Source organism: Afipia sp. OHSU_II-C1 (assembly GCF_000497575.1).
In the GTDB taxonomy this organism is placed as follows: domain Bacteria; phylum Pseudomonadota; class Alphaproteobacteria; order Rhizobiales; family Xanthobacteraceae; genus Afipia.
On record NZ_APJI01000004.1, the window covers coordinates 334,155 to 348,467 of the forward strand.

The 14,313-nt window shown below is 61.6% G+C and carries 11 protein-coding genes and 1 tRNA gene; 7 read left to right on the forward strand and 5 right to left on the reverse strand.

What is annotated here, in order from left to right; translation table 11 throughout:
- Positions 1–18 precede the first annotated feature (18 nt).
- Entirely contained in the window at positions 19–2,061 is a 2,043-nt protein-coding gene (pbpC, locus tag I554_RS0103640) for a penicillin-binding protein 1C (RefSeq protein ID WP_024577892.1), read from the reverse strand.
- Between the two features lie 260 nt (positions 2,062–2,321).
- Complete coding sequence (locus I554_RS0103645; protein WP_024577891.1) at positions 2,322–7,547, reverse strand: alpha-2-macroglobulin; 5,226 nt, start codon at positions 7,545–7,547, stop codon at positions 2,322–2,324.
- A gap of 317 nt (positions 7,548–7,864) precedes the next feature.
- On the opposite strand from I554_RS0103645, the gene I554_RS0103650 reads away from it, so the two are divergent.
- A tRNA-Arg gene (locus tag I554_RS0103650) sits at positions 7,865–7,941 on the forward strand.
- 38 nt (positions 7,942–7,979) lie between these two features.
- Here I554_RS0103650 and I554_RS0103655 read toward each other — a convergent pair.
- Positions 7,980–8,219, reverse strand: coding sequence for a hypothetical protein (locus I554_RS0103655; RefSeq protein WP_024577890.1), 240 nt, complete (start codon positions 8,217–8,219; stop codon positions 7,980–7,982).
- Between the two features lie 362 nt (positions 8,220–8,581).
- Complete coding sequence (locus tag I554_RS0103660) at positions 8,582–8,881, reverse strand: HU family DNA-binding protein (RefSeq protein ID WP_024577889.1); 300 nt, start codon at positions 8,879–8,881, stop codon at positions 8,582–8,584.
- A 315-nt stretch (positions 8,882–9,196) separates the two neighbouring features.
- Between I554_RS0103660 and I554_RS0103665 the strand changes: the two genes are divergently transcribed.
- The 5 genes from I554_RS0103665 (at position 9,197) to I554_RS0103685 (ending at position 12,736) form a co-directional block, all read left to right on the forward strand.
- Positions 9,197–10,294 carry an acyltransferase gene (locus I554_RS0103665; protein WP_024577888.1) on the forward strand — a complete coding sequence of 366 codons (1,098 nt, stop codon included), beginning with the start codon at positions 9,197–9,199 and terminating at the stop codon, positions 10,292–10,294.
- Positions 10,295–10,378: 84 nt separating this feature from the next.
- A complete protein-coding gene (locus I554_RS0103670; RefSeq protein WP_034475752.1) occupies positions 10,379–11,668 on the forward strand; it encodes a glycosyltransferase in 1,290 nt (429 codons plus the stop codon).
- A 144-nt stretch (positions 11,669–11,812) separates the two neighbouring features.
- Positions 11,813–12,049 carry a hypothetical protein gene (locus I554_RS0103675; RefSeq protein WP_024577886.1) on the forward strand — a complete coding sequence of 79 codons (237 nt, stop codon included), beginning with the start codon at positions 11,813–11,815 and terminating at the stop codon, positions 12,047–12,049.
- 118 nt (positions 12,050–12,167) lie between these two features.
- The gene (locus tag I554_RS26210; RefSeq protein WP_192817728.1) at positions 12,168–12,419 is read left to right on the forward strand and encodes a DUF1488 family protein; all 252 of its coding nucleotides are present in this window, start codon (positions 12,168–12,170) and stop codon (positions 12,417–12,419) included.
- Between the two features lie 65 nt (positions 12,420–12,484).
- Positions 12,485–12,736 (forward strand): DUF1488 family protein, encoded by a 252-nt coding sequence (locus tag I554_RS0103685; protein WP_024577884.1) that lies wholly within the window; start codon positions 12,485–12,487, stop codon positions 12,734–12,736.
- Positions 12,737–12,921: 185 nt separating this feature from the next.
- On the opposite strand, the gene I554_RS0103690 is transcribed toward I554_RS0103685, so the two are convergent.
- Positions 12,922–13,692: an outer membrane protein gene (locus I554_RS0103690; protein ID WP_024578160.1), complete on the reverse strand. Its 771-nt coding sequence runs from the start codon at positions 13,690–13,692 to the stop codon at positions 12,922–12,924.
- Positions 13,693–13,934: 242 nt separating this feature from the next.
- Between I554_RS0103690 and I554_RS0103695 the strand changes: the two genes are divergently transcribed.
- Positions 13,935–14,276, forward strand: a complete 342-nt coding sequence (locus tag I554_RS0103695; RefSeq protein ID WP_024577882.1) for a DUF6481 family protein — start codon at positions 13,935–13,937, stop codon at positions 14,274–14,276.
- The last annotated feature ends 37 nt before the right edge of the window (positions 14,277–14,313 follow it).

Sequence of the window (14,313 nt, forward strand, 5' to 3'; positions counted from 1 at the left end):
CAACAGGTCGAGCCCGCTCTACTGAATTCTCACGACGACTGTGTCCGCCGCGCCAGTCGCATCCATCACGGTCAGCCGGACGAAGCCCGGCCCCGGCGGATCGACCAGTTTCTGGCGCCGGCTGTCGATGTTTCCGACCGCCACGCCGTTAACCATCATGGTCATGGGTAGCACCCCGCCCGCGACCTTCACCGGCATGGCCGACTGACCGGCTTCTCCGCCTCCAAAGGCGTCGATCCGCGAGCCGTTCAGCGGGAACTGGATACGCAGAGCCTGTTCGCTGCCGGTCCGAACGAAGTCGCCTGACGGACGAAAACGCCGCAACGGCAGCGGCAACCTGGCGTTGCTCGCTATCAGGGTCCCCTTTGGGGCCTTCGGGAGCGCCATCGGCAGCTTGCCGGTACGCGCAAAGGCATCGAACAGGATCGGAGCCGCCGCCGTCCGGCCGGTCAGGCCCGGAACCGGCGCGCCGTCAGGCCGCCCAACCCAGACCCCGATGGTCATCCGACCGTCGAAACCGACCGACCAGGCATCGCGGTAGCCGTAGCTGGTGCCCGTTTTGAACGCGAGCCGGTTATGCGGCGCGTTGTCCGGCGGCGGCGTGCCCATCAGCACATTGCTGACCAGCCATGCGGCCGATGGATCGAGCAGACGCCGCGTCTCGGGCTCGGCTGCGTCGTCCGGCCGCACGATTTCCCGCAGCGCTGTCGTCTCGCCGAGCCGTGGAAATCCCGAATAGAGCCGGACGAGATCATTCAGTGTGACGCCGACGCCGCCGAGGCCCATGGCAAGACCGGGCGTTTCGTCCTTCGGCAGGATCAGGTTCGCGCCCGCCTGCTTGATCCGCGCCGTCAGCCGGTTGGAGCCGATCCGGTCGAGCAGCGCGATGGCGGGGACGTTGAGCGACATCTGCAAGGCCTTGCGTACAGCGACGGTGCCCTGAAACGTCATGTCGAAGTTTTCCGGCGCGTAAGAGCCGTAGCGGATCGGACGGTCCTCGATCAGGCTTTCGGGATGCACAAAACCATCCTCGAACGCGAGACCGTAGATGAACGGCTTGAGCGTCGAGCCGGGCGAGCGCACCGCGCGGGTCATGTCCACCTGCCCCGCGCGCCTTGTGTCGAAATAATCGGACGATCCGACATGCGCCAGCACATCGCCGCTCTCGTTGTCGACCGCGAGAAGGCCGACCGAGACGTCAGGTCCGAGTGCAATCGCGCGATCCCGCGCCAACGACTCCAGCGCTTTCTGGATCGTTGAATCCAGCGTGAGCTGGATCAGCGGCGTGTCCTTCATGATCGCCAGCGACTGGTCGGTCGAATGCGGCGCCAGCAGCGGCATCGGCTTGCGCAGGCGTGGCACGGCTTCGCGCTTCGCCTGCGCCGCATCGTCGGCAGACACACGTCCATCCGCAACCATGAGCGACAAGACATGATCGCGCGCGGCGCGCGCGGCTTCCGGATGACGGTCGAGCCGCCGCGTTTCCGGCGACTGCGGCAGCGCCACCAGCAGCGCGGACTCCGCCAGCGACAACCGCTTCGGCTCCTTGCCGAAGTAAGCGAACGACGCGGCGCGAACACCCTCGAGATTGCCACCGAACGGCGCCAGCGTCAGATAGAGATCGAGGATCTCGTCCTTGCCGAGTTTGCGCTCAAGCTGAACCGCGCGCACCATCTGACGCAGCTTGGCCGAGACCGAGCGCTCCTGCCGTGGCTCCATCAGCCGCGCCACCTGCATGGTGATGGTCGAACCGCCGGAAACGATATGCCCGCGCGTCACGAGTTGAAACGCGGCGCGTCCGATCGCCAGTGGATCGACGCCGATGTGCGAGCGGAAGCGCTTGTCCTCGTAGCTCAGCAGCAGATTGAGATAACCCGGATCGACATCCTTTGCGTGAGCGGGCAAGCGCCAGCGGCCATCCGCCATCGCGAAGGCGCGCAGCAGCTTGCCGTTGCGGTCGACAATCGTTGTCGAGATTTTCCGCGCCTCCGCGAAAGGCAGCGGTGGGAGTGAGGCGATCCAGAGGGAGGCGGCGGTGACCAAGAAAGCAAACACAGCCATGGTCGATAGTGCGAAGCTGCGAAGTATGTCTCTCCGCGGTGCCGACCTTGCAGCGAGCGAAATCGGCCCCCTCTCCCCGGTGGGGAGAGGGTTGGGGTGAGGAGCTCTCGATCCCTCGATAGATTCTACGCCCTCACCCGGATCGCTTCGCGATCCGACATCTCCCCACGGGAGAGGTGAAGCAAGAGCATGCATCCGCTGCGCCGGGACGACCGGAAAAGTTTCGCCGGTAACATGCGAATTATCGTCAGCCTTCTCGCTCATTTCGCCTTCGTCACCTCGACGGTTCCGGTGCCCGTTCGCCCGTAACGCGAAGGATTGTACATGTCCTCGACATAGGCCTGCGGCAGCACGTACTTGCCGGGCGAGACCGCGCGCACGATGTAGGCGACCGTGAACACCGCTTCGTCCTTGGCTTCGCGTTCAATCGCCGCGCTGAAACGGTCATCGCGGAACTCGGTGTGCTCCGGCTCCTCGCCGTCCTCGATCCAGTCGAGCGTTCCCGAGTCGCCGGACGACACCAGCTTCGGATTGTCGATCTCGAGGCCTGCCGGGAGATAATCGACCACCATGATGCGGCCGAACTCCGGCTTGGCTTCAGTGACCTTGAGGACGACGGCGAAGCGGTCGTTCTGCTTCGCCTTGCTGACATCGGCGGGCTTGCCGTCGAGCGTGAAGAAATTGCGCTCGATCTTGAAGCCGTTCGAGGCCGCAGGTTCCGGCGTAATCGGTGCGCCGGTGACCGAGACCACCGCCTGCACCGGCGTCTCGCCGCTATTGGTGATGGTGATCGGCTTTGCCGCGATGTCCGTGCTGCGGTAGTTGCGGTAGATCGCGTTCTTCGCCGCTTCTCCATTGACGGTGATCGCGAGACCATTCGCCTCCTTCGCCAGCGCCCGCGAGGCCAGAACCAGCCACGCGTTTTCCTGCGTCGAGGTGTAGGGCGTCAGACCGCGTGCGGCCTCGACGCGTTCGACCGCGAGGCTGATCGTCGCCTTCGGCGCATTGCCTTCGCTGGACAGCGAGACCAGCGCCGCCGCATCGCGCAGCGACGAGCCGTAGTCCATGCGGCCGAATTCAAGCGCAGGCTTCGGCGCGAGGCTGTTCACCGCCGCCGCATAGACGCGCTCAGCGCGGCCACGATCACCGACCAGCGCCAGCGCCGCGGCGAGCTGTGCCTTGGCGATGGGAGTGGCGATGTTGTTCAGCTTGGTGTCGGCGAGATAACGCAGGTCGCCGATCGGCGCGGTGCCGTTCTTCGCCAGCACATAGAGGCCATAGGCGAGATCGCGGCCGCCGTCCTTCTCCGGCTCCTCGGCATTGACGACCGAATTGCGGATGCGGTCCAGCGCCGTCTTGAACAGCACGTCCGGTACGGCAAAGCCCTTCTCGCGTGCCCGCGTCAGGAAGTCGGTGACATAGGCATCGAGCCAGGCATCGTCGCCGCCCGCCGACCAGAGGCCGAACGAACCGTTGGAGCCTTGCCGCGCGAGCAATCGATCGATCGCATCCTTGATGCGCTGATCGACGCCGGTATCCAGCGCAAGATGGTTCTCCGCCGCCAGATCATTGACGTACAGCAGCGGCATGGCGCGGCTGGTGATCTGCTCGGAGCATCCGAACGGATAACGGTCCAGCGCTTTCAGGATCGTGGCGGCATCGAGCGCGGTAGACAGGCCGACCGACAGCTGCACCCCGCCGGTGCCCTGCACGAGATCGGAGAACATGTCCGACGTCAGTGTCAGGCTCTCGCCCTTCGCCAGCGTGCGAACCGAGCGGCGCGCGAGGATCTGCGTCGCCGGTTTGACGTTGAGGTCATAGTGCCGCGCGAGCGTCAGCCCGTTCGGCCCCTTGATGTCGACATCGAGCGATGCGGCCCCTGCTCCGCCTGTCGCATCGATGGCGAGCGCAACGGTGCTGCGCTGCTTGGCAGCCAGCCGCATCGTGGTCGCCGGGTTGCCGGTGAGTTTCACCGGACCCGAGGGCTTAACGGAGATGATGTAATCGCCCGCAGCGCCTTCCACGTTGTCGAGATCGAGGTTCATGGTGCCGCGATCGCCGCTGAGCAGGAAGCGCGGCAACGTCGCCGTCAGCACCACAGGATCGCGCACCGTCACATCGGTATTGGCGCGTCCGACCTTGGTGGCCGTCCAGGCCACGGCCATGACGCGCGCGGTGCCGGCAAACTCCGGAATGTCAAAGGAGATGTTCGCCGTGCCGTCGGCGCCGACTGTGACGATGCCGGAATAGAGCGCGAGCGGCTTCTGGGTCGGAGGGCTGCCCTGCAACTCGGCGGCAGCGCCGTCACCGCCGGTGCGGATCTGGCCGCGCGTGCCCTGCATGCCGTCGATCAGTTGCCCGTAGAGGTCACGGATTTCGGACGTCATGCGGCGCTGGCCGAGATAGTAATCGTCCGGCGCGGGCGGCTTGTAGTTGGTCAGATTGAGAATGCCGACATCGACGGCCGCCACAACGATCTTGGCGTCTTCGCCGCGGCTCAGACCTTCTATCTTCACCGGCAGCTTGAGTGCTGTACCCGGACGCACCAGCGCGGGCGGCGTCAGCGAGACCTTGAGCGTGCGCTCTGCCTTGTCGATCCCGAACCACTTGAGACCGATGGCGCGGCCCGGCATCCGCTGCGCGGCGGCATCGAGCGGACGGCGCAACGTGGCGAGAACATAGGCGCCCGTGCCCCAGTCCTTGCCGACGGTAATGTTGACCTTGTTCTGGCCTTCCTTGATGTCGGTGGACTGCGTGGTGAGCAGACGATCGCCCAGCACGTTTATGGTGAGTTTGCCTGCGGTGCGCGCATTCACGGACACGACCATGGTGTCGCCGGACTTGTATTCCGGCTTGTCGATGGAGGTTTCCAAGAGGTCCGGCGTGTCGGCGCTGCCGTCGGAATACCAGCCGACATCGAACTGCACCGAGGTGATCGGGCCATCGTTGTCGCCGGTCTTCACGTCGAGGCGATAACGGCCCGGCTGCGGCGAGACCGTGATGCGCGCGGGCTTGTCGGCCGTCAGCGCGACGGCGCCATCGGCCACGCGCTTGGTGGATTTTACCGGCTCGTAATCCCACGACGAACCCTGCCGATACCATTGATAACGGGACTCAAGCTTGAGCAGTTCGTAGCGCAGGTCGCTGCGCGCGAGTGACTTGCCGTCAGGCGCTGCGAACACAACGTCGAAGCTGGCTGGGTCGCCCTCGGCCACGTTCTTGTCGGCGAACAGCGGCTTGACGCCGATCATGGCCTCATTGGGCGCGACCGGAATCGTCAGCTTGCGCTCGACGGCGCGGCCGCCGGTCTCCACCATGCGGACGAAAATCTGCGCTTCCTGCGGACGCGTCGACGACGGCGGCTTGGGAAGGCTGACACTGAACTTCGCCTTGCCGTTGGCATCGGCTTCCGGCAGGTTTTCCAGCGGCGTGCGCTCGTTGCTCGCCGTTTCCTCGTCGGCGACGCCGAACTTGTAGCCGGCATAGCCCGGACGCTCCGTCGCGGTCGTCACCAGCATGTCGCCTTCGAGAGCGAGGCCGGACGCCGGTGCGCCGTAGAGGAATCGGCCATCCACTTCAAGTTCTGCAGGAAGTTCAGCCGTGATCTGTTTCGCCTTGGAAGTTAAGGTGAATTCGATCCGGTCCGCGACATAATCCTCGACCATGAAGGTGGTTTCGCCCACCGACGGCGCCTTCGGATCGGTGAAGGCGCGGACCCGCCAGGTGCCGGTCGGCACCGCCGAATTCAGCGGCAGCGTCAGGCTGCGGCCGCCAGCTCCCTGATCGGGCACCACGGAGCGGCGGAATTCCACGCCGTCGGGCCGCTCGACCACCAGCGTCATCGGCGTGCCGGTGACGCCGTTGCCCTTGCCGTCGCGCAGCAGCGCGGTGACGTAAACGGTCTCGCCGGAGCGGTAGACACCGCGTTCGGTGTAGACGAACGCGTCCGGCCCCGCCGGCACTGTGCGGCCCGAGACACCGCGATCGGTCAGATCGAACGCATTCGATTTCAGACTGAGGAAGGCGTAGTCGCCCTTGTCACCGGAGACGGACAGCAGCGCGGGCGACAGGCCGCCCTCACCGCGCGCCAGCCCGGCTTCAAACAACACGTGACCCACGCTGTCTGTCTTGCGGGTAGCCAGCACCTCGTTGCTGCGCGACACCAGACGAACCTCGGCATTCGCCGTCGGCTCGGTCGAGGCGAGCGAGTTGACGAAAACATGGACGCCGTCGTTGCCCGAATAGGCCGTCAGACCCAGGTCCGAGACGATGAACCACTGGGTCGCCAGCGAACTTGAATCATCGTCACTCGAAGACGATCCCGGCCCCTTGGCGGCCGCGGTCATCACATAGACGCCGGGCTGCATGTCGCCGACGGCCTGATCGATCGGGAATGCAGTGACGACATCGGCGTTGAGCGTGGCAGCGGTTGCGACCTCACCGGTCCAGACCTTGACGCCCTTCTCGTTGCCGAGGTCGGACAGTTCATAGCTCGACAGACTGCGCTGGAAGTCGCTGCCCAGCACCGAGTTGATCAGGTTGCGGTCGCCGATCCGGAAGATGTTTACCGAGACGGCCGGCGTGTTGACGCTGACCAGGGGGATGCCCTTCTGGCCGGTGCGCGGAAGCACATAGGCGCGGCCGGTGAAGCGCACGAACGGCTTGCGGTCGCGGACATAGATGTTGAACTCGGCGGACTTCGGCAGGGTCTCCTTCACGGTCGACGGCAGGCCGGCGCGCAGGTTGATGGTGTAGCGCTCGCCGTGCTTGAGTCCCTCGACGCAAAGCTGCTTTTCTTCAGATGTCAGCGCCGGGCTATCCGCGCCGCCGAGCGCCACGAAGGGGTTGAAGTCGGCCCGCTTGGCGAGGTCTTCGGAGAACTGGAAACAGGCGCGTGGGGAAGCGGAATCCGAGTCCACGCTGTAATCCAGCAGCCGGAAGCCCTTCTCGTCGCGCAGCTTTTCGTACTGGCCGCGCACGTCCGCGACCTCTTTCTGATCGAGCGACAGGCGCAGCGCGTCGAGCGCCGGACGCCAGAGCTTCCGCTCAGCCAAGGCACTGCCCAGTACCGCCAATGCGTCGGCTTCCTCGCCCGCATTCGCCGCGCGCTGATAGGCGATATAAGCGGCGGTGGACGCGCGCTCTTGGAAGAAGGTCCGCTCACGGTTATCCGCCGGACGTATCTGGAAAACCGTTTTGGCCAGCCGCAGCCAGTTGCCGCTGTCCTCGGGGGCGACGGCTGCCGTCTGCCCCAGCAGGACCAGCGCACCGCGCAGGTCGCTGCGCTTGAAGGCGGCATCGGTATCCGACTTCAGCGTCGCCGCGGTCTTGTTGATGATCCCGGCCTCGGTCTTGATCTGGGCCTCGAGCCGGATCGCCGAGTCCGCCAGATCGTCCCGCCTGAACGCCTTGTCGGCGGCGTTGGCTGAAACCAGACCGAGCGCCAGTGTGGCGCAAACCGAGATGGCGCGGACCAGACCGATCATGACGAAAACTCCCTGCCGGCGACACTGAGAATGACGGTCGCCCTGAAAATAAAACAATTCGCGAATCGTGACGGACTCATGGTCGTACCGATATCGGGTCAAAAGATTCCGCGCGACGGCCGCGTACATGCGGCGCAAGATAGCGCACCAAACCATTGACCCGGCAAACACAGGACCTTAGGTCGGGAGAACCCAAAGGCAATCCAGGCCCTTGGGCATACCCTGCCGATTTGTCGGCCGAGCCTATGGAAAGGTTCAGAAAATTTCACTGCCGGGTGGCGGTTTTTTCACACGCGGGGTGATATGAAGGCCCCAACGGTCCCGTAGCTCAACTGGATAGAGTAGCGGATTTCTACTCCGCGGGTTACAGGTTCGAATCCTGTCGGGATCGCCAACTCGTGCCAGATCCATTCGGAGAAAATCGAGCGCATCTCAGCGCCGCCGCCCGATTGCAATGCCGAGCACGAAGGCCGCGAGCAGCGACCCGAGTGGGGCTTCGCGCGCAATATTGCTCAGGATGCTGAGTGGCATGCCGGGCTTCTTGGCGCCCTCCACAAGATCACTGAGAGATTTTACTGCGGCCGAAAGCTTGCCGATGCCGAAACGATCCTCGTCTTCGACGGGGTCCAGCCCTTCATAGATGAATGGCTGCGGGGGAATTTGGTCTGTCATGGCCGGCTCCTGGATGCGCCATTGTTTAAGAGATCAATGGAGAATCCGTTCCCGGCGATCGCGTGAAGTGCCGTGCAGGCGCAGACTGTTGAACCAGCAGTTGTGGTCTGCCGGAAGCATCCAAGACTAAAGGATGACGGGGATTTGGAGCGAAACGCCTTATGTAATGCTGCAACGCATCATAAGGAATTTGCCCGATGACGGACGCCGCGAAAATCCCGCCAAGTGCAAAGCCCCAGCCTCCCCGGCCACAACCCGCACCCGCTTCGCGCGAGGATGGCTTGGAAAGTCCGCGGAGCGTTCATTGCTAAAAACCCGCCGGGATGAACCGGCGGGCCTTTATGCATTCAGGCAGTCGGGGTTCAGACCGCGTCTTTTGCAGCCTTGACCGGCCGTGCCCGGACGATCTTGCGGGCCGGCTTGGCCTTGAAGGTCATCGGCTCGCCGGTGAAGGGGTTGGTACCCTTGCGCGCCTTGGTGGCCGGCTTCTTGATCACAACGAACTTCGCGAAACCCGGCAGCAGGAATACGCCGTTTTTCTTGAGTTCCTTGTAGCCGATGGAGGCCAGCGTCTCGAGGACGCCCTTGACGTCCTTCTTTGCGATTTCATTTTCCGAAGCGATCTTCTCGATCAGCTGCGACTTGGTCAGTTGCGTTGCCATGTTGGCTCCCAGTGATTCGTGCCAGCAGACTTTACGTCGTTTGCGGCCGATAAAGCTGGAATTAGCGCGAAACCACGCGAGCAATGCACTGGATTCGCGGAGAATCCCCAGCTTTTCTGCTCCGCAGGCCGATGATTGGAGCTTTTGGTGAGATTGCCAACTATGCGCGGATCGAGAATCCAAGCGCCTTGCAGGCGACTTTGCGGTCGGTTAAACGGCGCTTCACTGGCTCTGGCGACCGCGGTTTCCGGCGCTGCCTGATCATAGTGAAGAAAAACAAACGGCAATTTCCGCCGCACAACTCGCGCGAATGCGATGAATCCGGCGATATCGACATATCTGGACGCACTGCGCATTATCGCTGCGGGAGTTGTCCTGTTTGGACACGCACTGGCGTGGCGCTCCCTCGCTCATGACGCGGTCATTCTGTTCTTCGTGCTGTCCGGCTATCTGATCGCATACACCGCAACCGAGAGGGATCTCACGGGGGCTCAATACGCGATCAACCGGATCGCACGGATCGCGACAGTCGCCATTCCGGCTGTTGTTATCACTGTCCTCATTGACAGCTACGTGCGCCCTCTCTGGCCTCAAGGCACGCCGGCATTTGCGCCACTCGACGAGATGGCAAAGTCTCTGGCTGTGTGCCTGACAATGACGAGCTACATCTGGGACAACAGTTACCCGTGTTTTTCAAACGGCCCTTATTGGTCGCTCACCTATGAGGTCTGGTACTACGTGTTCTTTGCCGCCGTGTTCTATCCGAGGGACAGGCGAACAAAGATCATAGCCGGCAGCGCGGTGCTTTTTATCATGGGCCCCAAGATCGCCGCGCTCATGCCGTGCTGGCTCGCCGGAGTCGCGGGCTACCACATTCAAAAGCGCTGGCGGCCGCAACTCACTCTCGGACTCCTGTTTGCGGGAGTCCCACTCGTGATCTACGTGGTGATGCTGCGTTTTCCGCTTTACGAATTCACCGCAATCCAGGTTCTCGGCCCCCTGAGCGTCGCGACGGGCTATATGTTCTATTTTTCGAACGCCTTTCTTCTGGACTGGCTGATATCCCTGCTGATCGCGATCCACGTCATCGGCATGATCGGAGTTTGCGGCAGCATCACCCGCCCGCAAGCGACCGTCTCAGCGATCATAAAAGCCGCCGCAGGAACGACATTCAGCGTCTATATCTACACGACACCGCTCATCAAGCTTGTCGCGGCTTTGTTGCCTGCCTGGGCTTATGTGTCCGGTTACAACAATATCCAGGTTCAGATTTCCCTCATCGCTGCCGGAATTGCCGTGGCGCTCTCAATCGTCACCGAAAAGCAAAAAGACAAGGCGCGCACATTCCTGACCTGGCTGACGGGCCGAGGCCGCTATGGGGCCGTTGCGCGACCGTCCACGCAAGATTTTTGATGCTGAGTTGGATTTTCTGTGGCCATATCAAACGATTACGGATCTGTTTTCGATGCCTTCGGCCACAATCTCAGGGGTCCTCGTGTGATCAACGGATCGAGAAAGCGGGTAGCGCTTCTCTCCACATGGAATGAGCGCTGCGGGATCGCGCATTACAGCAGCTTTTTGAAGCTGGCTCTCGATCCCTATCTGGACATTACGGTCGTCCCTCTTCCGCGCGAAACGCTGCGTGATGAAAAGGATCAAAGGAAGGGCGATGAGTATATTGCCGGCATCGCTCCCGGACTGCGGAATTTCGACATCGTCTGTATTCAGCTTGAACCCAGTCTTTTCGGTCTAACTCCGTCCCAGATCCGGCGCCGCTTCCAGGCCGTGCTGGACAACTCAAAAGAGCTGATCGTTACGTTTCATTCGATCCTCCCGCACGAGTATCGGGGGCTCTTCAAGGACACAGCGCGAAATCTGTCCGTGCGCGGGCTCGCAAGACTTGTCCGTAACGTGCACTCGATTTTCACCTGGCGGCTGATGCTTGGTGGCATTATCGCGTCTGCCCGAAAGCATAAAGTGAGCGCCATTGCCCACAGCAAGGCGGATGAACGGATCCTCAAGCGAATCCTTCCGGGCGTCGAGATCCGGGATAATCCGCTGTCATACATGTCGGAGAGTTTTATTGACGCGATAGATGACAAGGCTCACGTGTCGAGCCTGCCATCGGTTCTCCCGGATGTTTCCGAGAACGTGCGCTTCATCGGAGTGTTCGGCTTTCTGGGTCCGCAAAAGGGCTTCGACACTGCGATCCTCGCGCTGAATCATCTGCCCGAGAACTATCACCTCCTGATGTTCTCCGGCGTCCATGAAGCAACTCTGAGGATCGGCGACGGCCTTCAGCCGTATCTCGCCCGGTTGATCAAGCTTGTCGAGAAACACAAGCTGACGAAGAGAGTTCATTTCATCAGCAATGTCAGCGACGACGATCTCCTTCTTGCGATGAAGGTGTGCGATGCGACCGTCATGCCCTATCTCAACACCGGCCAATCCGCGTCCGGTCCAGCCAATCAGGCCGTCGAACTGAGCAGGATCTGTTACTTCACGCGATCGCTACAGTTTCTCGAGATGGAAAAGTATCTTCCGAACACGTTTCAGTACTTCGACATCGGGAATTACATCGAACTCGCTCAAAAGATTTTGTTGGGGCCAAAGGGTACGGACCGCATGGTCGGGCGCCTGCGCATTGTAGATTTTCCAAAGCTGGATCGAAAGCACAGCATCAACGATACCGTTCAAAACTATCTCGATGCAGCCGGTGTGACGGCCGACCATCGGGGTGAGATTGTTCAGCTCCCCGCCTCCGTTAAATCAGCGCGCAATGCCTGATATGTCCTCGGACATTCGGCATTGACCGGTTGATGCGGTTGCATCTCTCAGCCGCGCCTGGCCCGAAATCAGGCTCAAGCTGCGTCTCCTGTCGTCTCAAATCTCGTGTTAGTCTCGCTCCATCACCACCTGGAGGTGCGTGACATGAGCAAACCCGCAAAGACCTCGGCAGATCTCCTTGCCCTCCTCAAGGAAGAAATGAATCACTACGCTGATTGTCCCGAGGGCATCAGCGTCTCTGTGATCCCGGCTGGTGCTTCCTGGAAGTTTCGGACAACCGCTGACGACGCCACCCAGTCCTCCGTGGGTTACGGCGAGTGCGTCGCGCGCATCGTCCAGATAGGCGACCATCTCGGCAAGCAGTTCGATTTGAAGGACTGATCGGCAGCCTCCCGCGTCGGCGCCGTTGAGGAAGGCTTCAGCCATGATGCCGCACGCGCTTGTGCGGGGCCTGCCAGCCGCCATTTGTAAGGATCGCAGATACCCGAGGAGCAAGCCAATGGCTGTCGTTGTCGGCGACTGCGTGCATTTCCTTGTTGAATTCGGCGGCAAAATGCAAAAATGCCGAGTGTCTGATATCGCCCTTACGAACAAGGAGGGCGTTCGAAAGAAAGACACCAACCACGATCAGCTTCTCGCGATATTTGAAAAACACAGAGCTGAAATTGAACGTATTGCGGTTGTGAAGCTGGAGAGCGGCCATGATTCTCTGCTCGGTATTATCGTGACCACTGAGGACCTGAACCGGTGAAACACCTTACCGGAACCTAACAGCCGGCTGTCGGTTAAGACTGGAGGTAGCGGAGGGTCACCCTCATGGCTGTCGTTAGCGGCGACTACGTCGACTTCGTTGTGCGGTACGAGGGAAATACCGAGAGGTGCCGGATAACTGAGGCTGCCCTCTTGAACCGCGAGCGTGTGATCGACGAGCACCTCAACCACGGTCAACTCATTGCAATTTTTGTGAAGCACCGGGCCGAGATCGAATATCTCGCTATCGCGAAGATGCAGCGCGAAAAGCATTCCGACCACGGCTTCGTCTTGACCACGGACGACCTGACCCCCTGAGAACCATCGCGATTCCAAGCGCCCGTGGTGGCCGTCACCACTCCGGCGGGAGGTCATCGCTGTTCGTAACCCGCCACAGAGAGCAAAAAAGCCCGGCGCGAGGCCGGCTTAAGTTTGAAACTGGAGAAAGTAAGAAAGTACGTGTCGTCCGTTGTCTTCAGTTCGTCATGGATCAGGAACGATGGTCAGTACTTTGCGACAACCGGGCCGCCGAACTTGTAGCTGATGCGAGCCCTGACATCATTGGTGCGATAGTCCGCACTGCCAAACGCGTCGCCATGTCCCGCCGGAAATGCACCGGCAGGAACGACCACGCTGGCGCGGCCGAGATCGGTGTAACGATATTCGACGCCCAGGATCCAGTTCGGCGTCATCATGTATTCGACGCCTGCACCGACGGTCCAGCCCACCCGGGTGTCCGAACTGGTACGCGTGTCCGCACCGACGCCATTACGCACGATACTCAGGTTGGTGTCCGTCTGGCCAAAAGCGACGCCGCCGACCGCGTAAAGCAGCCACGCATTCGAGGTCCAACCCAGGCGTCCACGGATCGCGCCCTGCGTCCGCAAACGGGCATTGCCGTCAATGTGGTCCGTTGGAATTCCGGTCTGAAGGATCAGCGCCCCCGTATCGTGGTCGGCATAGCTGATGTCGCCTTCAATACCGAGCAGCCAGTTTGGCGAGAATTGCCAGTTGTAGCCGATCTGGCCGCCGCCGATCACGCTCGTGTCGCGAAGGCCGCGCGATCCAATCAAGGCCAAGGTTGGATAGCTTGCATCATAGCTGGAATCCAGCCACTGCCCGCCGACGTTGCCGCCGATGTAGAAGCCGGTCCAGTTGTAGACGTCCACGATTGGGGGCGCCTTGACATACGGCCGGGGGGCCATGTCCGCGGCGGAGGCAGCGCCCGCTGAAAGAGCTGTAACGGCTGCCGCCGCGATCAGAAAATTGCGCATGGTAAACTCCAAAAAATTATGTGGCTCAAAATGCTGGCGAACCGCGCCGTGCGTGAATACCATCACGGCTGACGACCAAAGTCTGTCACCCGAAGGCCACAGCCAGCATTTATCCTCACCCCAGTACCGTTTTGGACAACCATGCTGTCCTATTCGATCCTCGCGTCAAATTCCGGACATGGGCTCAAAATCTGATACAAGCCTGCCCAGCGAAACGCTGAACACAGAAAGACATCGACTGTATGGGTTTCAAGGAACCAAGCTTCGCGGACCGTGCAGCGGCCGCGCAGAACGCCAGAAAGAACATCCTCGAGAAATTCAAGGCCAAGCCAGGCCCTAACGATCCTGAGGTGCTGAAGAAAGCTGCCGAGCGGCAGGCACAGGCCGCCGCGCGCGCGGAAGCGCAGAAACTGCGGGAAGCCGCCCGTGTTGAAAAGCTGGCGCGCGAAGCTGAGCTTGCGGCTCAGGCTGAAGCAGAGGCGCGCCGTCTCCAGGCGGAAAAGGAAGCGGCCGAAGCTGAACTCAAGGCACAGCAGAAGGCCGCGCGCGATGCGCGCTACGCCGCACGCAAGGCAAGGAAGTAACACGGCGAACAGCGCCTCGCGGCGCGTCCGGAATACT

What these genes read in the sequence shown, in the direction of transcription:
- I554_RS0103645 (WP_024577891.1), bottom strand. Translation starts at nt 7,547, where the DNA reads ATGATCGGTCTGGTCCGCGCCATCTCGGTTTGCGCCACACTGGCGCTC.
- I554_RS0103675 (WP_024577886.1), top strand. Translation starts at nt 11,813, where the DNA reads ATGAGCAAACCCGCAAAGACCTCGGCAGATCTCCTTGCCCTCCTCAAG.
- I554_RS0103660 (WP_024577889.1), bottom strand. Translation starts at nt 8,881, where the DNA reads ATGGCAACGCAACTGACCAAGTCGCAGCTGATCGAGAAGATCGCTTCG.
- I554_RS0103695 (WP_024577882.1), top strand. Translation starts at nt 13,935, where the DNA reads ATGGGTTTCAAGGAACCAAGCTTCGCGGACCGTGCAGCGGCCGCGCAG.
- I554_RS0103655 (WP_024577890.1), bottom strand. Translation starts at nt 8,219, where the DNA reads ATGACAGACCAAATTCCCCCGCAGCCATTCATCTATGAAGGGCTGGAC.
- pbpC (WP_024577892.1), bottom strand. Translation starts at nt 2,061, where the DNA reads ATGGCTGTGTTTGCTTTCTTGGTCACCGCCGCCTCCCTCTGGATCGCC.
- I554_RS0103685 (WP_024577884.1), top strand. Translation starts at nt 12,485, where the DNA reads ATGGCTGTCGTTAGCGGCGACTACGTCGACTTCGTTGTGCGGTACGAG.
- I554_RS26210 (WP_192817728.1), top strand. Translation starts at nt 12,168, where the DNA reads ATGGCTGTCGTTGTCGGCGACTGCGTGCATTTCCTTGTTGAATTCGGC.
- I554_RS0103690 (WP_024578160.1), bottom strand. Translation starts at nt 13,692, where the DNA reads ATGCGCAATTTTCTGATCGCGGCGGCAGCCGTTACAGCTCTTTCAGCG.
- I554_RS0103665 (WP_024577888.1), top strand. Translation starts at nt 9,197, where the DNA reads ATGAATCCGGCGATATCGACATATCTGGACGCACTGCGCATTATCGCT.